Below are 22,953 nucleotides of genomic sequence, written 5' to 3'. Positions count from 1 at the left end.
TTGGTTGTTCAGCGCGGCAGCGAGGTTGGGTAGGAAGGCGTCGGGTTGTTGCTGTGCGAGGGTTTGGTAGGTGTCGACGGCGCGGGTGATGGCTTTCAGGGCTTCCTCGCGCCGACCCGCATCCGCCAGGCGGACGGATTGGTTGTTCAGCGACATGGCGAGGTCGGGCAGGTTGGGTCCGTGTGTGTCGTGGTATTCAACCAGGCTTGTGGTGAGGTCGGCGGCCCACTCGCTAAGGGCCAGGGTGAAGTCTGGTAGCTGGTCGCTTAGGTGGTGCAGCAGAGTGATGTCCTGCGTAGTGCGGGTCAGGTGAGTGAGGGCAGCGATCAAGGGCGAGGGGTGGGCGGTGCGGGTGGCTGTGGTGAGAGCGGCCGGTCCCAGCGCGTTCGGGGCAGCGATCAGGGCGTCACGCAGGATGGCGTTCACTGACTCGTGATGGCGGGGATGCTGGGCGGTGCGGGCCAGCACGGTCAGGGCCTGCTCAGCAGATGTGCCAGAGAGGGTGGACAGGATGCCGGTGAATAGGGCAGGTTCACGGCTGAGCTGGGTGCCGATGTGGTACTCGGCGATACGGTCGGGTTGGAGGCTGCCCCACACGGAGCCTGCCGGTAGCGGATAAAGATCACCCAGCCACGTCGTCAATGCACCACGCACAGCGGCTGCACTTTCGTCACCCAGACCGGGAAGCTGGGCGAGCAGTTGTCTGGCGTGGTCACGGTCGGACGCGGGCACCAGGCAGGCCAGGGCGACCGCGAGTTCACGCGTCTCGCTTCCACTGCGCTCCCCGTTCAGTCCCCGTCCGGGTGCACTGGCGGTCTCGTCCCAGTACTTGCGTTCATGTCCCAGCAGACGACCTTCCAATGGTGCGGCTTGGTGGGAGACGCTGGAACCTTGGGTGGCGTCAAGGAGGGCGAGGAGAGCGGCCATCTGCACCGACAGGGGCGTGTCGAACTCAGCTTCCGCCAGGGCAGGCATCGCGTCTGGGGCGGTAAGCGCAGACAGCAAAGCTGCCAAGTCGACGTCGGGCGAGAGCCAGCCCAGGTGACGCAAGCGCGTAGCGAAGTCACGCAGAGCCTGCTGGTAGGCCCTGTGACGGTCCTGGACGGAGTGGTGCAGCGCCGGCATCGGAGTAACGGCAGCAGTGGACAAAGCCAGACTGTGCGGATGCTCGATGACCCGGGTCCACCAGTCCCCCGCGGCGCGGGCCAAAGCCAACACGCGTACTGGGGTGGTGGTTTGATCGTGGTCGACTGCTTGCATCAAGGCCAGTAGCTGCTCGACGCGTGTTTCGGCGTAGTCGACGATGACCAGCAGCGGTCGGTGCACCTGCGACAGGGCATCCAGCGGCACCGTCGTATCGGCAGTCAGGCGAAGGGTGATCCAGTTCTGGTGTGCCATGCGGGTAGCCAGTTCGGCGGCCAGCCGGCTCTTGCCCGCACCACCCGCTCCAGTCAGCAGACGAGCCTGCACCGGCCGCTGCCCCCACCTCCACACACCAGCCGCCCCGCCTTCGTGGGTGTCTTGTGCTTGTTCGAGTGACGACTGGCACCAGTCGGTCAGCTCCTCCAGCAGGCTCTCGCGGCCCATGAAGGACACCACCGCCTGCTCCGGGCGCAGCAGATCGGCCGGAGAATGTGGTGTACGCGGGATGGTGCTCCAGTCGGTCAGGTGTTGCAGGTCCGCCGGTTCCAGCTGCATTTCCTGGCCGGTGTGCTCCTCGACCAGCTGCCGCACGACCGGGTCCGACGCCAGCATGTAGACGGGAAGGGCTTCCAGCTGTGAGTGGTCCCGGCTGGGGGGAGCCCCTACCACCACGCCGGTGAGCAGCATTGTTCCTTCTTTGCTGCTGCACCACAAAGGGGCACCCGACAGGGCTTCCCATGGCGGGGAGCCTTGGTAGGTTCCAGCCCTTTGGTGGCAGTCCATGACATATCGGTCCCTGTCCCGGCCGCTTTCCGGCATCACATGCCCGGGTACCTGCGTGAACGACGCCACATTCGCTCCCGCCTGACCGACAAGCGGGTAGCCCACGGCCTGTGCGGGACAGAGCAGCGTGGTCGCCAGTCGCCCCCACCGCACACCGGGCACTCGCTCGCTGAACAGATCTTGCTCCGCCAGCAGCAGGGCGGCGTCCCATAGGCGCGGACCAGGCTCATACCGGTGCCAGACCACCGTGCACGGCACGGACCCCGTACGCCCCAGCAGTTGCACCGTGACCTGCTGGTGGTCCTTGAGCACGTGTGCCGCCGTCAAGACCAGTCGGCTTCCCAGGGCATACCCCGAACCGCGTTCGCCGCCGGATCGAACCAGCGCCACCCGCGACCTGTTCACTTCTCGCAGTCTCCCCCTCTGCCATTCACTTCGGCCCGTGCGAGCGCTCCGGCACACAAACCCGCGATCATTCGCCGAACTGAGACCCCAGCAACTCGCCTGTATCGTCGGGTTGACGTGCGCTCACTTCGTAGGGATCTCCGGTCCTGGCATCCTTCGGTGTCAGCACCAGCTTCACCCGATGCACCGATGCCTTCGACATCCCCGCCTCCGTATCAGCCGATACAACCCACACCTTGACACCAGCCTTACCCTTCCCCTCCCTCCTCATCTCTACAGAGAACTCCAGCTCGACCGGCCCCACCTCAAACGTCACACCGGATTTGTCTCCCTCGGCGGCGGCCACCAGCTCCGTCCGTAGCCGCTCCACAGCCTCTGCAATACCGATCTCCTCAGCCACGGCAACCCCCTGTCTGGCTAAGTGCCCGACTTTCGCTGGACTGCGTACTGATGCAGACGGCCTGTACCACAGGAGGAGTTCCTGCAACGCCTGCAGCGCACGCAACAGTCGATTTCAGCTCGAATATTGTCTGAAATCGACCGCATGTGATCGAGTAAGTGGCCGAAGTGTCGAGGTCGGCGGAGCGCTTGGCCAGAGGCTGTTTGGCGCTGGCCCGTGAGCTTCTCGCGCGTCGGGCAGGCAGTGGATCTTCGGTGCAGTCCGGCGTCGGGGCCATGACCTGCAAAGCTCGCGCCCAAGTGACTGGCTGACGTCATGGCGCCGACCGATCCGGCCACGATCTGTCCTTCCGCGGCAAGCGGCTGACCGTCTCAGCGCGCGGCACGGGCGCCGCCCGGGCTGGAGCGGGGCGGAGACGGAGCGCAGGCCCGAAAGGGGCCAGGCCACGCGCAGCGAGCGGGACGCGAGCTGCTCGGTGATCCGCAAGGCGCGAAGTGGTGCGCACGCGCAGTGGGGCTTGTGGCACGCGCGTGGCACGGCAGCGATCACGGTGAAGGGCCAGCCCGGGAGGGAGACCCTTCTGGCTGGCCCTTTGCGCTGGTGCCCCCGGCAGGATTCGAACCTGCGACACCCGCTTTAGGAGAGCGGTGCTCTATCCCCTGAGCTACGGAGGCAGGGCCCGTACGGGCCGGTCGCCCGTGGGGCGACTCAGGACAGGTTAGCGGATCGCCGGGCCGCGGGGGTCAGCGGCTGATCTCCCAGGGCATGACGAAGCCGTACTGCCACAGGTAGACGGCGAGCAGGGCGCCGCAGATGATGAGGCCGATCACGGTCAGGATGAGGTTGCGGCGGCGGACGCGCGGGTCGAGGGCGCGCTGGGTGGCCTCGGCGACCTTGCGCTTGGTCCAGCGGAGGACGACCTGCGCCCAGACGAACTCCGTCCCCCATATCGCCATGCCGGCGAAGATCACCAGCCAGCCGGGCCCGGGCAGCGGCAGCATGATGATGCCCGCGATGACGACGCAGAGGCCGACCACGAAGACGCCGGCCTGCCAGCCGAGGTGCAGCGCACGGGAACGGCGGATGAACGCCGGTGCCCGGGAGCCCCTGGGCTTGTCGTCCGCCGTCTTCCCGGGCGTGGCGGCAGACGCGGCCGCGGCGGGCGCGGCCTGGGGAGTGGCGACCGGAGGGAGGCCAGCGTCCGGCTCGTGGCTCTGCGTCGCCGTCTGGTGCGTCACGTGTGGTCAACCCCCTGGTGATGCCGTAATCCAACCGCCGCCCGTCGGCGGCCCGCCCGGGAGGACGAGCCTAAGCCGTGTCCGGTTGCGGTCGCACACCACCGCGGCGGAACGGACAGGAGGACGGGCGCCTGCCCCGGGGGTCCTGCTCCGCCTCAGGCTCTGGTGCGGCCGATGTAGATGTTGCGTGCCCGGTAGTAGGTGTCGGTGGTGGGTCCGGAGCCGCCGGACGATCCCTCCATCTGGAGGTTGCAGATGACCCACAGCGGCTGGCCGGCGAAGCCCGCGCCATGGTGGACCGCCTGCCACTGGTCGTCCAGGTAGTAGTGGATGTCCACGTCGCTGCCGCTGGTCTTGGTGATCCAGACGCGGTAGGAGTGCCAGGAGCCGGGGGACGGGACGGGCACGCGGGTCGTCGACACGTCCGAGGCGGTCCGGAAGGTGTTGAACCAGTTCTCGTTGTCGCCCTCCAGGATGTCGCTCTCCGGCGGCCAGCTGCTGACGCCGGTGAGCCAGAACGCGGGCCAGGTGCCGGGGGAACTCGGCGCCTGGAACTCGCCCTTGATCTCGTAGTCGGGGAACTGGTCGCTGACCAGCACCTGGTGCTTGGCGTGCATCGCGCCCGAGTGGTAGCGGATGGGCAGGTAGGGGTCGGCCGAGCTGTTGCCCTCGTCCCAGTCGATGCGGGTGGCTTTCAGGACCAGCACGCCGTTCTCGAGGTAGACGTGGTGGTGATCGGTGGGGCTGCCGTACATGCGGGCGGTGCCGTTGTGGTCGGAGCCCCACGGGTAGAGGTAGTTCCAGCTGGCTTCCAGCGTCTCGTAGCTCGCGAAGGAGCCGTCGAGGACCGTCTCCCAGGCGGCCGCGCGGGCCGGGCGGGGCTGGGCGAGCGGTAAGGCTGCGGCGGCTGCGGTGGCCGCTGCCCCGGTGAGCAGCGTGCGGCGGCGGGGGTGTGCGGGCATGCGGTGACCTCCGTGACCCGGTGCGGCAGGCAGGCGGTGACGGGTGGCGCCCACAGCATTGGGTCACGTCGCGTTCATGTCAATATGCGCGGGGCGTGCCGGCCGGGCGGGCCGTCAGAGGTCGATGACGGTCTTGATGTCGTCCTCGGTCTTGGTGAACGCCTCGGCGGCGCGCTCCAGCGGGACGCGGCGGGTCAGCAGGCTCTCCAGCCAGTCGTTGTCGGCCTTGGCCAGCGCGTCGGCGGCCTTGTGGTAGTGCCGCAAGTTGGCGTTGACCGAGCCGAGGATGGCGTCGTTCTGCAGGACGATCTCCCGGTTGAGGCCGCCCGCGTCGATCGTCAGGCGGCGTCCCTCGGGCGAGACGCCGGTGAGGCAGACGATGCCGTAGGCGGCGTTCCCGCGCAGCACGCTGACGACGACCTCGGGGGAGCCGGTGGCCTCGATGACGATGTCCGGGGCGAGGTGCCGGGTCACCTCACCGGGGTCGTCGGCGTGGTAGGCGGCGCCGATGGCCCGGACCAGCGCGGGCTTCTGCCCCTCGGGCACGCGGTCGAGCACGTGCGTCTCCAGGCCGCGCTGGATGCTGAGCTGGGCGGCCAGCAGGCCGATCGGGCCCGCGCCCGTCACCAGCACGCGGCGGGGCGCGAAGTAGGAGCGTTCGCCGACCCGTTCGATCTGCTCCCACGCCTTGGCCACGATGGTGGCGGGCTCCAGCAGCATGCCGGTGCGGGCCAGGCTGTCGGCCAGCCGCACCGCGTATCCCGGCTCCACCCGCCACAGTTCGCTCGCGTAGCCGTCGCGCTGCTTGATGCCGCGCTCGGTGTAGCGGCCGTTGCGGCACATGTCGAACTCCATGCGCGCGCACGCCCCGCACGGCACCGGGTCGGGCCGCCGCACCACCCCGGCCACCAGGTCGCCGGGTTCGAAGCCGCTGCCGTCGGGGGCCTCGCGGACCCGGCCGAACGACTCGTGGCCCAGCACCAGGCGGTCGGTGCCGTCCGGCGCCCAGCCGTAGCCGCCGGCGGCGATCTCGCGGTCGGTGGCGCACACGCCGACGGCGATGCCCTCGACGAGCAGGTCGCCCTCCTGCGGGGAGGGCTCGGGCACGTCCTCGACGGCGAGTGAGCCGGGGTGCTGGGGGCGGACGGTGAGCGCGCGCATGCTGCTGTGGGCCCTTTCGTCGGAACTCGCGGGTCTCGGCGCCCCGCGTGGCGCCCGGGCCGCCGGGTCAGCCGCCGGAGCCGAAGGAGTCGACGGCCGCGTCGATGGCGTCGGCGAGGCGCAGGTCGTTGTCGGTGACGGCCCCGGCGCCGCGGGTGCGGAGGGTGAACGTGATCTGGCCGCCGGAGACGTGGTGCTCGACGCGGCCGGGGATGCCGCGCGTCGCCAGCGCGATCCGGTGCAGCAGGGGGTGCACCCGGTCAGGCGGCAGGCGCACCGTGCGTTCGATGTGGTGGGTGCTGCCCGACCACTCGGGGCGGGCGCGCAGCGCCTTGCGCAGCTCGGAGGCGGTCAGCGGCGCGGGCGGCGAGGTGCCGGGGTGGCGCCGCGCCGGGTCCGGAGCGGGCCCGGCGAACAGCTCGGAGAAGCCCTCGGGCAGGTGGCCCGCGAGGTACTCCGCCAGGTGCGGGTCGCTGCGTCCGAGCGTGGACAGGACGGTGGCGGCCAGGTAGCGGGCGCGCTCCGGCGGGATCCGCAGGTGCGCGCCGAGGTCCCGGAAGAACTCGGTGGGGCCGTCGTGCCGCGGCGGGACGGTCGCGTAGGCGGCGTCGCGGTCGGCCGGCGGCAGCGCCTGCCGCAGGCGGCGGCGTTCCGGCATGCTCAGGCGCAGGGCCAGGTCGGCCAGAACGGTCCGCGCGACGTGGGTGGCTTCGTCGGCGTCTCCCAGGCGGGCCCGGGAGGCGACCGTCTCCACCAGGCGTTCGTGTGTGAGCACGGCGCCCGGGTTCCCGCGGGTCCCCGGGCGAAACGTCAGGCGCCGGGCTCCAGGGCCTCCCGCCGCTCGTCCTCACCGGTGGGCTCCGTGGGCTCCCCGCCGGACACGGCGGACTGCGCGGACTGTGCGGACGGGGCGGTCCCGGTGCGGGTCTCGAGCAGGTGGGCCCGGATCGCGTAGGTGAGCGCGGCGGCCCAGACGGCGTAGAGGAAGACGTACACCACGAGCCGGGCGCCGTCGCCCCACTGGAGCCAGTCGCTGAGCATCAGCGTGCGGGCGTTGGTCAGGATGATCAGGCCGCCGACGGCCGAGCCGAGGACGCGCGGCGGGACGTGCCGCACCAGCCAGGCGGCGATGGGGGCGGCGATCACGCCGCCGATCAGCAGGGCCACGGCCCAGGAGGCGTTCACGCCCTCGTCGCTGAGCCCGGTGAGGAAGCCGACGCTGGCCGCGACGGCGATCAGGAACTCGCTGGTGTCGATGGAGCCGATGACCTTGCGGGGCTCCATCCGGCCGCTGGCGAGGATGGCGGGCGTGCCGACCGGCCCCCAGCCGCCGCCGCCCGTGGCGTCGACGAAGCCCGCGACGAGGCCGAGCGGGGAGAGGAACCGCTTGCGCAGCGGCTTGCCGAGGTTGGCCTTCGGCAGCCCGGTGAAGGTGAAGCGCAGGAAGACGTAGAGGCCCAGGGTGAGGAGGATGAGCGCCATCACGGGCTCGGCGACCTCGGTCGACAGGTTCGACAGCACGTTGGCGCCGAGGAACGCGCCGATGGCGCCGGGGACGCCGACCTTGAGGACGACCTTCCAGTCGACGTTGCCGAAGCGCCAGTGGGAGACGCCGGAGACGAAGGTGGTGCCGATCTCGGCGAGGTGGACGGTGGCGGAGGCAGAGGCCGGATTGGTGCCGGCTGCCAGCAGGAGGGTGGTCGACGTCACCCCGTAGGCCATGCCCAGGGCGCCATCGACAAGCTGTGCGCCAAGGCCGGCCAACGCCAGCACGATGAGTGTCTTCATGGGGGCCCCTGTCCGGTCTTCCCTACGTTTCCTACCGGCTTTCTAGGGAAACACTCGCAGTGGTGCTTTGGTCAAGGGTGTTTCGCCACTTGGACACCGTGAGGGAGAGGCGTGAAGGGGCGTGAAGAGGGGGGCTCCGCCGCGTGCCGCGCCCCTCTCCGGTCGTGCCGGCGGCGCCCTATGGCGCTGGCATATGCCAGGCCGGGGCAGAGGCCGGCGCGTGTCAGCGGGCCGCTACGGGTTGGTCCAGGCGTCGGGATGCTCCGCCAGCGTGTGCACGGCCGCGGGCAGCCGGGCCGACGCCACGTCGGCGAGCGAGACCTCACCGAGGATCTTCCGCACGTTGGCCCGCACCGCGACCCAGATCGGCAGCAGCGACTCGGCGGGGCCGGTGTAGGACAGCTCGGGCGGGCGCGCCCCGCGCACCGACACCAGCGGGCCGTCCACGGCCCGGATGACGTCAGCGACGCTGATGGACTCCGGCGGCGCGGCCAGCCGGTAGCCGCCGTTGCCGCCGCGCTGGCTCACAACGATCCGGGCGCGCCGCATGTCGCCCAGGATGCTTTCGAGGAACTTGTGGGGAATCCCCTGGGCTTCGGCGATCGCCTCAGCCTTGACCGGCTCGCCCTCCGGGGCGGCCGCCAGCTCCAGCGCCGCACGCACCGCATAATCTGCTCTCGCCGAAACCCGCATATGCCCATTATCCGTGCTGGACCTGCGCTGCTTCGAGGCAGGAGTGCGACAACGTCCCAGGCAGCGCACGGGCCCCGGCGGACACCGGGGCGCCGCACGCCGCCGTGGCCTCGCCAGGCGGTCACAGATACGAGGCGATGCGGCGGGGCGCGTCCAGCAGGCGGCTGACCGCGGAGACCGCCGCGGGCGGCTGGTCCGCGTCCTGCTCGCCGGCCGTGAGCACGTAGTAGACCTGCTCGATCGACGGCGGGCCGACGGCCAGCGTGCGCGCCGCCGCCTCAAGGGAGCCGGCCTGGCCGGTCCGCAGCAGGTAGGCCGACGTGATCGAGCCGGTCCGGCCCACGCCCGCGCCGCAGTGCACGAAGACGTCGCCCTCGGCCTCGTCCACCGCGCGCAGCAGCCGGTCCACCTGCGCGTCGGTGGGGGTCTGGCCGTCGCGGATGGGCAGCCGCACCGCGTCGAGGCCCGCCTGCCGCGGCTCGGCCAGCTCCCGCGCCGGAAGGTCCTCGGCGCGCAGGTCGACGACGGTGGTCACGCCGCGCTCCGCCAGCTCGCGGTAGCCCTCCGGGCCCGGGGCCGCGCCGCGCAGCAGGCGGTCGTCGACCCGCAGGAAGTTGTTGATGCCGGCGACCTGGCTGCCGGTCGGGTGGTGCTGCCCGGCCCAGGCCGACAGGCCGAGCATGCCGAGGACCGAGCACAGCCACAGGGCCAGGTAGCCGGCGGCGGCCAGCCCGAGCCACTTCGCCCAGCGGCGGGAGAACAGGCGGCGCACTCCGGCGGCCAGCGGACGGGCGGGGCGCGGCGGGGGCGCCGCACCGGCGGACTGAGCGGGGGACTGCGGGAGGGAAATCCGGGACGTCACGAGCGGCAAGGCTCCTCGGCAGGTGGGGGGACGTTCCGGGCACCGTAGTCACCGGCCGCCGCACCCTGGGAGCGTTTCGCACCCTGGTGTGGTCAAGCGCACAGATCATCCGGGTGCCCGGTCAGCGGACCTGGGCCTCGCCCAGCACCTCCGCCAGGGCCCGCCCCGCGCTGGCGTCCGCGAGGCACCCCCGCAGCCGCAGCACGTCGTGCCGGGGCAGCGCGGGCCGCAGCGCGCCGGAGAACACCCCGCCGCCGAGGCCGGAGAGCGAGGTCTCCTGGCGCACCACCGACGTGGACCTGACGCAGCCCTGCCACAGCTCCCGCGCCGCCTGCGCGACGTCCCCAGCCCCGGGCCCGTCCCCGTCACTGCCCCCGGAACGCACCTCCACCCGGAAGACCACGACCGTCGCCTCGGCGTCGGGAGTCTGGCCCGGACGGGTCTGCGTCACGTCGGCCAGCAGATCGACGGCCGCCAGCAGCAGCGCCCCCGCCGCCAGCGCGCCCACGGCGCCCGCCGCCACCCGGCCCGGACGCGCCGGGGGCACGGCCGGCCTGTCCTCCAGCCGCGCCCCGCCCGCGATGCCGCCCTCGGGCGCCGTCAGCGCCGCCAGCCGCCCCGCCAGCCGCCGGTCCGCCCCCGGCCGCACCGTCGCGCCCGCCAGCCAGCGGATCACCAGGGCCAGGCCGGAGAGCACCGCGCCCGTCGCCACCAGCACCGGCACGAACACGAACGACCGGCCACCGCCCTCGTCCAGCCACCGGAACGCGCCCCGCCCGCCCCGCACGTCACCGTCCGGCCCGCCGCCCTCCTCCACCCGCCGCAGCAGCTCCTCGGTCCGCGCCTCCGCCGTGCCCAGCCGCCGCCGCAGCGCCCCCAGCCGGGACAGCACGAGCGCGGCCACCAGCAGCACCTCGACCACCAGCAGCAGCACGCCGCTGAGCAGCGCCCGCTGCCACTCCCAGCGGTAGAGGTAGACGACGACGTACCCGGCCGCCGCCAGCGCCGTCGCCCACCCGGCCGCCCAGCCCAGCCAGCCCGCGTACCTCACGGAGCGCGCTCCGCCCGCGGCTCGTCCTCGGCCGCCACCTGGCCCGTCGCGCCGTCCACGCCCAGCCGCGTGCCGGGCGGGAAACGCTCCAGCGCGTCCGCGACGCCCACCGCCGCCGGGACCCGGTACTCGCGCGCCAGCACCGCCAGGTGCGACAGCACGCTGCCGGTCTCCGACACCAGCCCGGCCAGCCCCGGCAGTTCGGCGGCCAGCTGCGGGTCCAGCGCCCGCACCACCAGCACCGCGTCGCCGGGCCGCGGGCCCTCGCCGTGCCAGGCGGTGCCGGTGCCGTAGCCGCCGCCCGCGCCCTGGCCCGCGCCGGGGCGCCGCCGGCCGTGCGGCTCGGGCACCACGCGCCCGTCGTCCGCCAGCCGGAAGGCCTCGGGCAGCGGCGGCGACTGGGGCCGGGGCGCGCGGGCCGCGGCGTCCGGCGGCGGGTCCGCGCCGCCCGCCCCGGCCGCCAGCTCCTCCCAGCGCAGCACCGCGAGCCTGGCCACGTCGCCCCCGGCGTGCCGGGCCGCCAGCTCCCGCACCACCCGCGCCTGCATCTCCTGCACCCAGCGGATCCGCAGCCGCAGCCCCTCCCGCACCGGCAGCGCGGCCACCCCGCGCGGCGTTCCGGTGGGGCCCGTCCGGCGCGGCAGGGCCGCCGCCGTCCCGCCCGGCGGCGGGGCCAGCGACGGCGGCACCAGCGCGAGCAGCACCGGGTTGCGGGCGATCAGCCCCGCGTCGACGCGCGCGCCCCGGGCTTGCGCCGCGGCCAGCACCGCCAGCGCCTCCCCGGCGGCCGTCGTGCCGCCCGGACGCAGCAGCGCCCCGGCCAGCGACTCCTGCGCGTGCAGCGCCGACAGCACCGCCCTGCCCCACGACAGCGCCGCCACCAGCTGGCCCGTCGGCACCGAGCCGGGCGGCGGCAGGGCCGCCAGCTCCCGGTCGACGTCGGCGACGAGATCCACGGCCAGCAGCGGCAGCGCCGCCCGCAGCCGGCCAATGCGCCACGCCGCGTGCGTGCGGCGCGTCCCCGGCAGGGGGTTCAGCGCGTGCAGCACGGGGTGGCGCGCGGGCACGGCGCCGAGCAGCCGCAGGTCGGCCACGGCCCGGCCGCCCACCGTCCGGACCGCCGGGACGGTGCGCAGCACGCGGCGCGGGGCGCCGCCCCCGAGATCGAGCGCCAGCGCCAGGCCGTGCGCCATCGGCGCCAGCCACAGGTCCTCCTCCAGCGGCTGGAGCACGCCGGGGAACGTCTCCGCCACCGGCCCCGGGCCCAGCAGCCGGGCGCCGCGCGGCGCCCGCGCGGCCATGGCCGTGACCGGCCGGGACTGGAGCAGCCACAGCCGCCCGTCGGCGCCGAAGCCGAACTCGATGTCCTGCGGGCCGCCGAAGACCCGCCGGGCCCGCCGCGCCAGCCGGGCGAGCCGCCCCAGCTGCCGTCGGCCCAGCGGCAGCTCCCCGCCCCGCCCGTCCGGCTCCGCCGACAGCACCCGGCCCAGCCGCGACAGCTCGTAGTGGGTGCCCCGCACCTGGCCGCTGACGAGCCGGTGCGGGCCGCCCCGCACCGCGGAGACCAGCAGGCGGTCCTCCCGGCCCGCCACCGGGTCGGCGCCGAAGAGCACCCCGCCCACGGCGGCCCGCAGCATCGGCTGCACCAGCACCGCCATCGTGTCGGCCGCCGCGGGCCCGGCGCGCCGCTCCGATTCCAGCACCGTCCGCACGGCGGCGGTGAAGTCCTCCCACCCGGTCACGCCGAGGACGGAGGCGAACCTGCCCGCCATGGCGGAGGTGCCGGTGTCTTCTAGCCGGGACGAGGACCGCACCACCAGGGGCCGCTCGCTGTCCTGCCCGGTGGCCAGCTCGCGCCACGCGCGGCGCAGCGGCTCCTCGCCGGCCGGGCGGCCCGGCGCGCGCGGCGCGGGAACGAGCACGAAACCCGGCAGCACCGGCAGCCCGGCGGCCGCGGCCACCGCCAGCGCGGCGGCCTTTCCGCCCGCCACCTCCGGGTCAGCGGCCAGGGCGTCGCGCAGCGGAACGACCACCAGCCGGTCCGCGTCGATGCCCACGGTGGCGGCTCCCTTCCTGCCCGCGGCCCTCACGTCAGCGCTTCTTCAGCGTTCGGGGCCGCGTCGCGGGGCGCCACCGGGAGAAGGCCGGGCGAGGGAACGGCAGAGGCCGGGGAGGACCTGGGGGACGAGACGGGGAGAGGACGCAGGGGAGAACGGAAGCTGCGGGGGGGGGACGGAGAATACGGCGGCAGACGGCGGCAGACGGCGGCAGGCGGCGGTCAGGCAGCGGTCACGGTGTTGTACTCGGCCACCCTGGCGACGATCTGACGCAGGGAGGTCAGCCGCATCGTGGGCAGCCGGTGGGCGTCGGGATGGTGCTGGTGGATCACGCCCCACGGGCCGCGCGCCAGGAGTGCCGTCCGCAGCCCTACCGCGGCCGCCGGTATGACGTCGTGGTCGAGGCGGTCACCGACGTACAGGACCTCCTCCGGCTCGTAGCCCGTGTGCGCCACTATGCGCTCGAAGAAGCGCGGGTCCGGCTTGGCCACGCCGAAGTCCCCGGAGGTGGCCGCCATGTGCACGTGCCCGGCGAACATCACCCGCAGCACCTGGCCGATGTGGGCCGTGTGGTTGCCGGCGATGCCTATCCACAGCCCCGCCGACCGCAGCTCCTTCAGCGCGAGCCGGACATCGGGGTAGAGGTCGTTCTCCCCGTACCACTCTTGCTTGCCGCAGGCTTCACGCTTGGCGCGCTCCTCGGCTATGTCGAAGCCCGGGCGGAAGACCTGGAACGTCTCGCTGTGGTCCCGGCCCTGGGCGACCACCGCTCCGAACTGCGCCGCGAAGGTGTGACGGGGGACGCCGAGCCAGTCGGCCCACTCCCCGAACTCGCGGGTCTGGTCGATCAGGCACTCGCCGATGCCGAACACCACTGCCCGAATCATGCACGCAGCGTATCCGCGGGAGCACGGACGGCGGAACCGGGCGCGGTGTCGCCTAATCGGGTGAACCGGCGTGGGCGCCGCGGCAGTCCGACGCGGCGTGGTCGTCGAGGTAGCGGTCGATCGCGGGGGAGAGCTGCTCGACGAGCTGGTCCAGCGCGGCCGAGGCCAGCGGCTCAACCCGGATGATGTGACGCGCCGTCATCACGCCGACGAGCTGCGCGCCGACCATCATCGCGTGCGGACACCATGCCTCCCCCGCGAAGCCGCCCGGCCACAGCCCCAGCCGCTCCGGGCTCACCAGCCCGTCGAGCAGCAGCCGGGCGGCGTCCCGGCGGGTGAGGGCCGAACGGATGACGGCCAGTACGGCGCTGCGCCGCTCCGCCGACTCCCAGCGCGGCAGCACCTCCCGCAGCAGCGCGCCCGCGTCCGCCGGCGACGACGGCGCCGGGGCCGACCGCAGCACCCGCGCCGCGTCCCGCAGCGCGGCCGACAGCACGCCGCCCCGGGAGCCGAAGTGGTGGTACACGAGCGCGTCGCTGACGCCCGCGCGTGCGGCGATGGCACGGACCGTGGCGCCGCCGCAGCCCCGCTCCGACAGCTCCTCCCTGGCCGCGCGCAGGATCCGGACGCGGGTGGCGTCCCCGTCCGAACGGCCCGGCACGGCCGCGTTACCCGGGCGGCCCATCGCCGCTCACCCCCGGGGCCGGCCCGCGGCCGGGACGCTGGCCCGGCCGCCAGGGCTGGCAGTGCTGGCTGGACTGGCCATGCTGGCTGGACTGGCGGTGCAGGCATGGAGGTACGCGTCGAGCGCGCCCGCCACGCGGCGGGAGTACGCGCCGCCGCCCGGCTCGCCCGTCGCGGCGAGGGTCCCCGCCTCGCCCAGCAGCGCCAGCCCCAGCAGCTGGCTGGTCGCGGCGGCGCGGCGCAGCTGCGGCTGGTGAGGGCCCGGCGCCGGCGGGCACGCGCCGCGCAGCCGGGCCAGCAGCGTCAGCAGCCGGGAACGCGCGGGCTCGTGCGTCATCGCGGCGGCGATCAGCGCCCGCCACCCCAGCGGGTCGGCGTCCCAGGCCGCCAGCAGGCCGTGCCGGAACCGGGACCCGGCGGCGCGCGCCGGCTGGGTCGCGGCGTGCGCGAGGTGGTTCTTGCGGCCGAAGTAGTGGTGGACCAGCCGCAGATCGACGCGGGCCCGGCGGGCGACGCCGCGCAGCGACGCGCCCTCGTAGCCGTGCTCCGCCAGTTCCTGGCGCGCCGCGCGCAGGATGCGGGCGCGGTTTCCGGTGCTGAGGCGGCTCGCTTCACCGCGGCTGCCGCCGCCCTGGCCTCCCGGATCGCCGGGTCTCGTGCCGGATCCGCCGGCCGCGGGGCCGGGCCCCGGCTCGCTCTGGCCGCGCATGGTCACCTCCGTCGCTGCGGGGCTGTGAGCCCGCCGCCCGGCCGGCGCGGCGGCCCGGGCCGGACGGCGGGCGGTGCGGGGATCAGGCGCGGGCCACGGGGCCGTCGTGCAGGGACAGCACGAGCCTGGTGATGGCGTCGAGGTTCTTGAAGTTGGCGCCGACAATGTGCTCGGGAGGAATGGTCACGCCGTACTGGTCCTGGATATAGGAGATCAGCTCCGTCGTGCTCAGGGAGGTGAGAATCCCCCATTCCAGCAGCGGCGAGGTCGGGGTCAGTCCCGTTTCGCCGTCCGGCAGGAATCGTTCCTCGAGAAAGTCCTTGAGCCGCTTCAGAGTTTCCTCGTACCCCTCGGGCCGGTCGTCGTTGGCCATGCGATTCGCCTTTCGGAATCCGCGAGTTATGGGAACGGTGCACCCGGGGACAACGGTAGTCAGCCGCGGCGCGCGGCGTCTTCCGCTCCGGTGATGAATCGGCGGCCTGGACTTAGGGATGAATTCCGCCGGGGTCATCCTTCCGCCGGGGTCGTCCTCGCTGTGCTCCCGGTCCCCACTGCCCGTCGCCCTCACCGCTCTCACTGCCCTCGTCGCCCTCGCGCGCCCCGCCGGGCGACTCGACGGCGACGCTGGCGACCAGGCCGGGCGCCAGCGCGAGGTCGGTGACGGCGAACCGCCCGCCGCCGGGGCCGGGCAGGGCGACGACGGCCGGTCCCGGCCGCGCCGCGTGCGTTTCGATGCGCGCCAGGTCGGTGGCCAGACCCACGCCCGCCGCCTTGACGACCGCCTCCTTCCGGGTCCAGCAGCGCAGGAACCGCCGCGACCGCCCGTGCTGGTCCGGCGCGCCCGGTCCGGTGACCCAGGCCCGCTCGGCGTCGGTCAGGCAGGCCGCCGCGAGCCGGGCGGCGGGCAGCGGGCGCAGCCGCTCGACGTCCGCGCCGACGCGCCGGCCGTCGGCCGCCACGGCCAGCAGCCAGTCCGGGCCGCACCGGGAGAGGCTGAACGACAGCGCGGTGGCCGGCTCCGTGACGCGGGGACGCCCGTGCGCGCCGCCCGGTCCGTCGCCGCAGCGGGGGCAGGGCGCACGGCCGAAGCGGAGCCGGGCGGGAGCGGTGGCGAGGTAACGGGCGAGGAGGCGGCGGAGTTCGGCGTGGCTGTGCGCGTACCAGCCGGCTTCCTCCGGACGCAGGAACCGGGCGGCGCGCGCGCGTTCCTCCGGCGAGAGCGCGGGGTGGCGAAGGCCGGCGGCGGTCAGGGGGCCGGCGGTGCCGTGCCAGGCGTGGAGGCGGTCGGCGAGCGTGAGCAGCCGGGGGCGGGCGGGCACGGGGACGGCGGCGGTCACGGCGTGCTCTCCCGCGCCGCGGCGACGGCGGCGGCCGGAGCGGGCACCGGCGGGTCCGGGGCCCGGGGCGGCGGGGTGAGGCCGAGCGCGTGCAGAACCGGCCCGGCCATGGCCGTGGTCACCAGCGCCATCACGACCATCATCGTGAACATCTCGGCGCTGATGACGTGCAGCTGGCGGCCGATGTCGAGAATGACGATCTCGGTCAGGCCGCGGGTGTTCATCAGCACGCCGAAGCCCGTGGCCTCGCGCCAGGTCATGCCGGTGAGGCGGGCGGGCAGGACGGCGCCGGCGAGCTTGCCCGCGACCGCGGTGACGAGAACGAGCGCGAGCGCGACCGCGCCCGACCAGCCGAGCGCGCCGACGTCCACGCTGAGCCCCGTGACGATGAAGAAGACCGGCAGCAGCAGGGCGGCGACCCGCTGGAGCGGCGCGGCGACCTGCCGGTGCGCGCCGCGCCGGTGTGCCTCGGGCAGCCCGCGCGGCATGGCCAGGCCGAAGGCGAAGGCGCCGAAGATGGCGTGGACGCCGATCCACGACGTGGCGTAGGCGGACAGCAGCACGCCGGAGGCGATCACGGTGAGCAGTGAGCCGCTGTAGGCGCGGGTGTGCGCCCGGCGCATGAGGGCGCGCAGCGCCGGCCGCACGGCGATGAGCATGACCAGCCCGTAGGCGGCGGTCAGTCCGAGCACGGCGAGGAACCGTCCCGGGCCGGTCGCCTCGGACAGGGCGACGACGAGCACCAGGGCGCACCAGGCCAGCACGTCCCCGGCGGCGGCGCAGGCCATGGCGACGGTGCCGACGCGGGTGCCGGTGAGGCGGCTGTCGGTGATGACGCGCGCGAGCACGGGAAACGCCGTGATGGAGAAGGCGGTCGCGAGATAGAGCGCGAACACGGTGGCGCTGGTGCCGCCGCCCGCGTGCCGCCCGTACAGCAGGGCGGCGGCGGCCAGGCCCGCGGCGAACGGCACGCCCATGGCGAGCGCGGCCAGGCCGGTGACGGCGCCGCGGCGGCCCCGCAGCCGGGTCAGGTCCATCTCCCAGCCCGCCAGGAACATGAACAGCAGCAGGCCGAACTGGGCGACGGCCGACAGCAGCGGCCGGGCGTCCTGGGGGAACAGCCGGTCCGGCAGCTCCCCCGGCAGCAGGCCGAGGACGCTGGGGCCGAGCAGCAGCCCGGTGACGATCTCGGCGATGACGGGCGGCTGCCGGAGCCGTCCGGTGAGGCGGACCACGGCTGTGACCGCCATGAGAACGAGGGCGATGTCGGCCATGACCACCGCTTCGAGCGGCAGGTCACCCGGTCCAGCTGCCATGGTGCCTCCAGGAGGGCCAGGGAATCCGAGACGTCCGGGGAGTCCTGAGTCCGGGGACATCGGGAAAAGGGGCGGTGGCGGGCTTCCAGTCTTCCGGCCGCGGGCCCTTTCCGCCATTGGCCGAGTGGGGGAAAGCGGCGATGCCGAACGGGCGTTTGAGCACTTGGGGAGGAGGCACGGCGGCGGCAGGAAAAGCGCGGGGCGCGTGCGCCCGGGTGGCGGGCGACCGGCGCGCGATCCCGTTCACCCTTGCCGGGAACGGGAGTTATTCGGATAACCTCGCCACGGGCGTTCTTCCGCCCGTGCCAGAGCACGACCACGCATGACCACCGCGGAATTCTTCACCGCCGTCCTCGTCCAACGGTCGCGCGGCCACAGGGGGCCCTCCATGGAGTTCGGCTGGAACGCTGATCAGCACAACCGCTTTGTGACGACCCGACAGGCCGTCCGCGATTACTTCCCGCCGCGCCGCCCGGTACCCGAGCCGTTTACCCCCAAGGCGTGGCGCACGCTGGGGCAGCTTGGTCTGCTCGGCGCCTGCGTGCCCACGGAGTACGGCGGCGGCGGGCTCGGCGCGCTCGACACCGCGCGGCAGTACGAGGCGTTCGGCGAGGGCTGCGAGGACACCGGCCTCGTCTTCGCCGCCAGCGCCCACCTCTTCGCCTGCACGGTGCCGGTCCGCGACTTCGCCACTGAGTCCGTCAAGTCCCGCTATCTGCCCGGGCTGTGCTCCGGCGATCTGGTCGCGGGCAACGCGATGACGGAGGAGCAGGCCGGGTCCGACGTCTCCCGGCTGGCCGTCACCGCCCGTGCCGTGGACGGCGGTTACGTGCTGGAGGGGGAGAAGAGCTTCGTCAGCAACGGGCCGGCCGCCGACGTGTTCGTCGCCTACGCCACCACGGACCCGGACTGCGGGCACCTGGGGCAGACGGCGTTCCTGGTCCCGGCGGACGCCCGCGGCGTGGTGACCGGCGAGCCGTTCGGCAAGATGGGCCTGCGCTCCACCCCCGCATCCACCGTCCGCTTCGACGGCTGCTTCGTCCCCGCCGACCACGTGCTCGGCGTGCCCGGGATGGGAGCGGCGGTCTTCCAGCACTCGATGGGCTGGGAGCGGGCCTGCCTGTTCGCCGGGTACCTGGGCATGATGGCGCGCCTGGTGGACAGATGCGCGGCGCACGCCCGGCAGCGCCGCCAGTTCGGCCAGCGGCTCTCCTCGTTCCAGGCCGTCTCGCACCGCATCGTCGACATGCGGATGCGCCTGGAGTCGGCGCGGCTGCTGCTGTACCGGGCCTGCTGGGAGATGGACCAGGGCCAGCCGGCCCGGACGTCGGTGGCGCTGTCGAAGCTGGCGGCCTCGGAGGGCGCGGTCGCCTGCGCGCTGGACGCGGTGCGCGTCTTCGGCGCGCGCGGCTACCTGACCGACGAGGGCATCGAGGCGGAGCTGCGGGACGCCGTCCCCAGCCTGCTGTTCTCGGGCACCTCGGAGATCCAGCGGGAGCTGGTGGCGCGGGAGATGGGGCTGTGAGCGGGGCCCTGGACGGCACGGAGGCCAGGCCCCGGCGCCTGGAGGAGCTGGTGGCCGCGGCGGCGCGCCGGGATCCGGCCGCGCTGGCGGTGCACGCCCCGGACGGGCGGCTGACGTACGGGCAGCTGGACCGGCTGGCCAGGCGGTACGCGGCGGCGCTGGCGGCGCGGGGGGTCGGCGCGGGCGAACGGGTGCTGCTGTGGACGGGCAAGAGCGCGCGGGCCGTGGCGCTGATGCAGGGCTGCCTGCGGCGCGGCGCGGTGTACGTGCCGGTGACGGAGTCCAACCCGCCCTCGCGGGTGCGGCGCATCGCCGACGGGTGCGCGCCGGCGCTGGTGGTGGCGGACGGGGCGGGCGCCGGGCGGGCGCGGGAGGCGGGCTGGGACGGGCCGCCGGTCCTCACGCTGGACGAGCTGCTGGCCGACGCGCCCACGGGCAACGGCGAGCCGGGCCCCGGGGGTTCGGCGGATGATCCCGCGTACATCCTGTACACCTCGGGCTCGACGGGCGAGCCCAAGGGCGTCTGCCTGAGCCACCGCAACGCGCTGGCGTTCGTGCGGTGGGCCAGCGAGCACCTGGGGCTCGGCCCGGACGACCGGCTGTCGAACCACGCGCCGTTCAACTTTGACCTGTCGGTGTTCGATCTGTACGCGGCGTTCCACGCGGGCGCCTCGGTCTTCCTCATCCCGCAGGAGATGGCGTACGCGCCGGAGCAGCTGGTGCGGTATCTGCGGGAGCACCGCCTGACGGTGTGGTACTCGGTGCCGTCCGCGCTGACGCTGATGATGGCCAGGGGCGGGCTCTTCGACGAGCCGCCGCCGCCCGAGCTGCGGGTCTGCGTCTTTGCCGGGGAGCCGTTTCCGCTGCCGCTGGTGAAGGAATTGCGGTCGCAATGGAAGACGGTCCGGATGTTCAACTGGTACGGCCCCACGGAAACGAACGTCTGCACCTCGTATGAGGTCACCGGGGCCGATTGTGCACGCACGTCCGAGCTGCCGATCGGCACGATGTGTTCGGGCGATTCGATGAAACTCGTGCCGGCCGGTGAGGACGGCGCGTATGAGCTGTGGGTATCCGGGCCGACGGTCATGCTCGGCTACTGGGGGCGCGAGCCGCAGCGCGGCCCGTACGCCACCGGCGATCTGGTGCGGATGGATGAGCACGGGAACCTGGTGTACCTGGGGCGCCGGGACCAGATGGTGAAGATCAGGGGCCAGCGGATTGAGCTGGGCGAGGTCGAGTCCGTGCTCGGGGCGCATCCGGCGGTCGAGGAGGCCGCGGCCGTCGTGACCGGCTCCGGCCTGCGGGCTCAGCTGCACGCCGTCGTGGTGCCCAGGCCGGGCCAGCGGCCCACGCTGCTGGCCCTGAAGCAGTGGTCGGCCGAGCGGCTGCCGCCGTCGATGGTGCTCGACGCGGTGCACGTGGTGCCGGAGCTGCCGCGGACGGCGAACGGCAAGAAGGACCGGGCGCGCATGGCGCGCCAGGTCGCGGACGCCGCCGCGCCGTAGCCCGCACCCGTGCCGAAGGGCCCCTGCGGCGTCCCGGCAGACGCCGCAGGGGCCCTTCGCCGTGCGGTCAGGCGGGTGCCCAGGCGGCACCGGAGCGCACCAGGCCCGCTTCGTAGGCGTAGATCACGGCGTGCACCCGGTTGCGGAGCTCCAGCTTCACGAGCATCCGCTGCACGTGGGACTTGACGGTGGACTCGCTGACGAACAGCGCGGCGGAGATCTCCGCGTTGCTGAAGCCGCGGGCGATGAGCCGGAGCACGTCGGCTTCCCGGCGGGTGAGGTGGTCGAGGGAGAAGTGCGAGGCGTCGCGCCCTCCGCCGCCGGTCACCGGCGCGGGGTCGAGGCTGCCCCGGCCCTTGTGCGGGAAGACCAGCGCGTAACCGGCGGCGATCAGGCGCACGGCGGCGAGGATCTCCGCCGGGGACGCCTGGCTCAGCAGCAGGCCGCGCGCCCCGGCCCGCAGCAGCCGGTTGGCGCGCTCGTCGAAGGCGTCGATGAGGACGAGGACGGGCGCGGTGCCGGGATCGCGCGCGTGGGTCAGCCGCCTCACCGCGTCGACCACGTCGAAGGTCTGCGGGTGCGCGTCGACGAGGACGACGTCGGGGCGGAGGGTGGATATGGCGGAAAGGGCGTGGGACACGTCCGCGGCTTCTCCGGCTACCGCGAAGTCCGCGTTCCGGTCGAAGAGCATGTGGTAACCGGCGCGGGTGACGGCACGGTCATTGACGATGAGAACTCGTGTGATCGCTCCTTGCTGCACCAGCACCCCCGATCGGAGATATCATCGTTTACTCAAACTAGCACAGCGTCGGGCCGTCTTGGTATTGTGCGTTTAATTCGTTCGTGGTCAGATAAGACTAATTTTCGACAGAAAAAATGCAGTGTCGTTTCTGCTGGCGATTTAAGCATGAGCGCGTCAGGGAAAAACCGTCATGTGAGTCACCCGGAGTGACGCCGGAAGGCCAGAGTGACGTTATGGCCGCCGAACGCGAAGGAGTTGCTCAGGGCGGCCTCGCCCGCCGCCACGCGCTCCCGCACCACCTCAAGTCCCTCCGGCACGTCCGGCTTGACGGCGTTGACGGTGGGCGGCACCACGCCGTGGCGCAGACTCAGCACCGTCACCAGCGCCTCCAGCGCCCCGCTGGCGCCCAGCAGATGCCCCGTCACTGACTTCACCGCGGTCACCCGCGCCCGGCCCAGCACCCCAAGGACCGCCGACGCCTCCGCGAGATCCCCCAGGGGCGTGCCCGTCGCGTGGGCGTTGACGTGCCCCACCGCGGCCGCCGCCAGCCCCGCATCGGCCAGCGCCCGGCGCATGGCCTCGGCCGCGCCCGCCCCCGTGGGCTCGGGGTTGGCGATGTGGAACGCATCGGCCGAGCGGCCCACGCCCGCCAGCTCGGCGTAGATCCGGGCGCCCCGGCACACCGCGTGCTCCTCGGCCTCCAGCACCAGCACCGCGGCGCCCTCGCCCAGCACGAAGCCGTCCCGGTCGGCGTCGAACGGCCGGGAGGCGGCGGCGGGTTCGCCGTTACGGCGGGACAGCGCCCGCATCGCGGCGAACCCCGCCAGCACCACCGGGTGGATCATCGCCTCCGCGCCGCCCGCCAGCACGATGTCGGCCCGCCCCGTGCGGATCAGCTCCAGCCCCCGCCCGATCGCGTCCGCCCCCGAGGCGCAGGCGCTCGCCGGCGCCTGCACCTCAGCCGCCGCGCCGAACTCCAGCGACAGCCACGCCGCCGGCCCGTTCGCCATGTACATCGGCATCGTCATCGGCGAGACCCGCTGCCAGCCCTCCTCGCGCAGCACGTCGTGCTGGCGCAGCATCCCGCCCAGCCCGCCGCCCCCGGAGGACACCGCCACGGCGAACCGCTCGGGCGGCGCCTCGGGCGCCCCCGCGTCCCGCCACGCCTCGCGCGCCGCCAGCAGCGCGAACTGCTGCACCCTGTCCAGACGCCGGCACTCGAACGCCGTCAGCCGCGACGCCGGATCCCCGGCCGCCGCCGCGGCGATCCGCACCGGCAGCGACGCGGCCCACGGCTCGGCCAGGGCCCGCACCCCCGAACGCCCCGCGCACACCGCTCCCCACACCCCGGCCGCGTCCTCGCCCACCGGGGCGTACGCGCCGAGCCCGGTGACGACCACCCGGCGGCGCCCCGGGCCCCGCGGCGCCGCCTCGCGCGGCCTCATACCGCGGCGCTCTCGCGCCTGATGTACGCCACCAGGTCGGCCACGGTGCGCAGGGCCTTCATGTCCTCGTCCGGGACCTCCACGCCGAACCGCTCCTGCGTCATCATCGCGACCTCGTACATCGACAGGGAGTCCACCTCCAGGTCGCCCGCGAAGGTCCGCTCGGGCCGCACCCGGGAGGCGGGGACGCCCGCGGCGTCGCCGAGGATCTCCGTCACCCCGCTGAGAATCTCCTGCTCGCTGAGAGCCATGCCCTG

The 22,953-nt window shown here is 73.8% G+C and carries 22 protein-coding genes and 1 tRNA gene; 2 read left to right on the top strand and 21 right to left on the bottom strand.

The genetic code is table 11. The features are described from left to right. The 18 genes from JK356_RS18980 to JK356_RS18895 all read right to left on the bottom strand — a co-directional run. Positions 1-1,830: ATP-binding protein (locus JK356_RS18980; protein ID WP_201869859.1), on the bottom strand; the 1,830-nt coding region annotated here is incomplete at its 3' end. Between the two features lie 568 nt (positions 1,831-2,398). Next, a complete protein-coding gene (locus tag JK356_RS18975) occupies positions 2,399-2,731 on the bottom strand; it encodes a trypco2 family protein (RefSeq protein WP_201869858.1) in 333 nt (110 codons plus the stop codon). Positions 2,732-3,329: 598 nt separating this feature from the next. Beyond that, positions 3,330-3,405: transfer RNA gene (locus JK356_RS18970), tRNA-Arg, on the bottom strand. A 69-nt stretch (positions 3,406-3,474) separates the two neighbouring features. Continuing rightward, positions 3,475-3,969 (bottom strand): TIGR02611 family protein, encoded by a 495-nt coding sequence (locus JK356_RS18965; protein ID WP_201869857.1) that lies wholly within the window; start codon positions 3,967-3,969, stop codon positions 3,475-3,477. A gap of 155 nt (positions 3,970-4,124) precedes the next feature. Continuing rightward, positions 4,125-4,931, bottom strand: a complete 807-nt coding sequence (locus JK356_RS18960) for a glycoside hydrolase (protein ID WP_201869856.1) — start codon at positions 4,929-4,931, stop codon at positions 4,125-4,127. 114 nt (positions 4,932-5,045) lie between these two features. Further along, positions 5,046-6,092, bottom strand: coding sequence for a glucose 1-dehydrogenase (locus JK356_RS18955; RefSeq protein WP_201869855.1), 1,047 nt, complete (start codon positions 6,090-6,092; stop codon positions 5,046-5,048). A 67-nt stretch (positions 6,093-6,159) separates the two neighbouring features. Continuing rightward, the gene (locus JK356_RS18950; RefSeq protein ID WP_201869854.1) at positions 6,160-6,867 is read right to left on the bottom strand and encodes a DUF2267 domain-containing protein; all 708 of its coding nucleotides are present in this window, start codon (positions 6,865-6,867) and stop codon (positions 6,160-6,162) included. A 35-nt stretch (positions 6,868-6,902) separates the two neighbouring features. Beyond that, positions 6,903-7,880, bottom strand: a complete 978-nt coding sequence (locus JK356_RS18945; RefSeq protein ID WP_201869853.1) for a sulfite exporter TauE/SafE family protein — start codon at positions 7,878-7,880, stop codon at positions 6,903-6,905. Between the two features lie 234 nt (positions 7,881-8,114). Next, positions 8,115-8,573: an Rrf2 family transcriptional regulator gene (locus JK356_RS18940; RefSeq protein ID WP_201869852.1), complete on the bottom strand. Its 459-nt coding sequence runs from the start codon at positions 8,571-8,573 to the stop codon at positions 8,115-8,117. 121 nt (positions 8,574-8,694) lie between these two features. After that, entirely contained in the window at positions 8,695-9,435 is a 741-nt protein-coding gene (locus tag JK356_RS18935) for a dual specificity protein phosphatase family protein (RefSeq protein ID WP_307815738.1), read from the bottom strand. A 121-nt stretch (positions 9,436-9,556) separates the two neighbouring features. Then, positions 9,557-10,486, bottom strand: coding sequence for a hypothetical protein (locus JK356_RS22255; protein WP_201869851.1), 930 nt, complete (start codon positions 10,484-10,486; stop codon positions 9,557-9,559). Beyond that, on the bottom strand, positions 10,483-12,543 hold the full coding sequence (locus JK356_RS18925) for a PEP/pyruvate-binding domain-containing protein (RefSeq protein ID WP_307815737.1): 2,061 nt from the start codon (positions 12,541-12,543) through the stop codon (positions 10,483-10,485). The genes JK356_RS22255 and JK356_RS18925 overlap by 4 nt, the downstream gene beginning before the upstream one ends. 221 nt (positions 12,544-12,764) lie before the next feature. Continuing rightward, the gene (locus tag JK356_RS18920) at positions 12,765-13,430 is read right to left on the bottom strand and encodes an HAD family hydrolase (RefSeq protein WP_201869849.1); all 666 of its coding nucleotides are present in this window, start codon (positions 13,428-13,430) and stop codon (positions 12,765-12,767) included. Positions 13,431-13,482: 52 nt separating this feature from the next. Continuing rightward, on the bottom strand, positions 13,483-14,115 hold the full coding sequence (locus JK356_RS18915; RefSeq protein WP_201869848.1) for a TetR/AcrR family transcriptional regulator: 633 nt from the start codon (positions 14,113-14,115) through the stop codon (positions 13,483-13,485). 6 nt (positions 14,116-14,121) lie between these two features. After that, on the bottom strand, positions 14,122-14,823 hold the full coding sequence (locus tag JK356_RS18910) for a helix-turn-helix domain-containing protein (RefSeq protein WP_201869847.1): 702 nt from the start codon (positions 14,821-14,823) through the stop codon (positions 14,122-14,124). A gap of 82 nt (positions 14,824-14,905) precedes the next feature. Next, positions 14,906-15,196: an acyl carrier protein gene (locus tag JK356_RS18905; RefSeq protein ID WP_201869846.1), complete on the bottom strand. Its 291-nt coding sequence runs from the start codon at positions 15,194-15,196 to the stop codon at positions 14,906-14,908. Positions 15,197-15,308: 112 nt separating this feature from the next. Beyond that, on the bottom strand, positions 15,309-16,160 hold the full coding sequence (locus JK356_RS22440) for a 4'-phosphopantetheinyl transferase superfamily protein (protein WP_201869845.1): 852 nt from the start codon (positions 16,158-16,160) through the stop codon (positions 15,309-15,311). Next, a complete protein-coding gene (locus JK356_RS18895; protein WP_201869844.1) occupies positions 16,157-17,476 on the bottom strand; it encodes a cation:proton antiporter in 1,320 nt (439 codons plus the stop codon). The genes JK356_RS22440 and JK356_RS18895 overlap by 4 nt, the downstream gene beginning before the upstream one ends. A 388-nt stretch (positions 17,477-17,864) precedes the next feature. Here JK356_RS18895 and JK356_RS18890 point away from each other — a divergent pair, with 388 nt between their 5' ends. Next, positions 17,865-19,001 (top strand): acyl-CoA dehydrogenase family protein, encoded by a 1,137-nt coding sequence (locus JK356_RS18890; protein ID WP_201869873.1) that lies wholly within the window; start codon positions 17,865-17,867, stop codon positions 18,999-19,001. After that, positions 18,998-20,509 carry an amino acid adenylation domain-containing protein gene (locus tag JK356_RS18885; protein ID WP_307815733.1) on the top strand — a complete coding sequence of 504 codons (1,512 nt, stop codon included), beginning with the start codon at positions 18,998-19,000 and terminating at the stop codon, positions 20,507-20,509. Before JK356_RS18890 ends, JK356_RS18885 begins: the two co-directional genes overlap by 4 nt. 67 nt (positions 20,510-20,576) lie before the next feature. On the opposite strand, the gene JK356_RS18880 is transcribed toward JK356_RS18885, so the two are convergent. The 3 genes from JK356_RS18880 to JK356_RS18870 form a co-directional block, all read right to left on the bottom strand. Next, positions 20,577-21,269, bottom strand: a complete 693-nt coding sequence (locus JK356_RS18880) for a response regulator transcription factor (protein ID WP_201869843.1) — start codon at positions 21,267-21,269, stop codon at positions 20,577-20,579. Between the two features lie 179 nt (positions 21,270-21,448). Continuing rightward, a complete protein-coding gene (locus JK356_RS18875) occupies positions 21,449-22,696 on the bottom strand; it encodes a beta-ketoacyl synthase (RefSeq protein WP_201869842.1) in 1,248 nt (415 codons plus the stop codon). Continuing rightward, positions 22,693-22,947 carry an acyl carrier protein gene (locus tag JK356_RS18870; protein WP_201869841.1) on the bottom strand — a complete coding sequence of 85 codons (255 nt, stop codon included), beginning with the start codon at positions 22,945-22,947 and terminating at the stop codon, positions 22,693-22,695. Before JK356_RS18870 ends, JK356_RS18875 begins: the two co-directional genes overlap by 4 nt. Positions 22,948-22,953 lie beyond the last annotated feature (6 nt).

It is taken from the genome of Streptomyces sp. 7-21, from assembly GCF_016741785.1.
Classification (GTDB): Bacteria; Actinomycetota; Actinomycetes; order Streptomycetales; family Streptomycetaceae; genus Streptomyces.
This window is presented reverse-complemented; position numbering and strand designations above follow the sequence as displayed.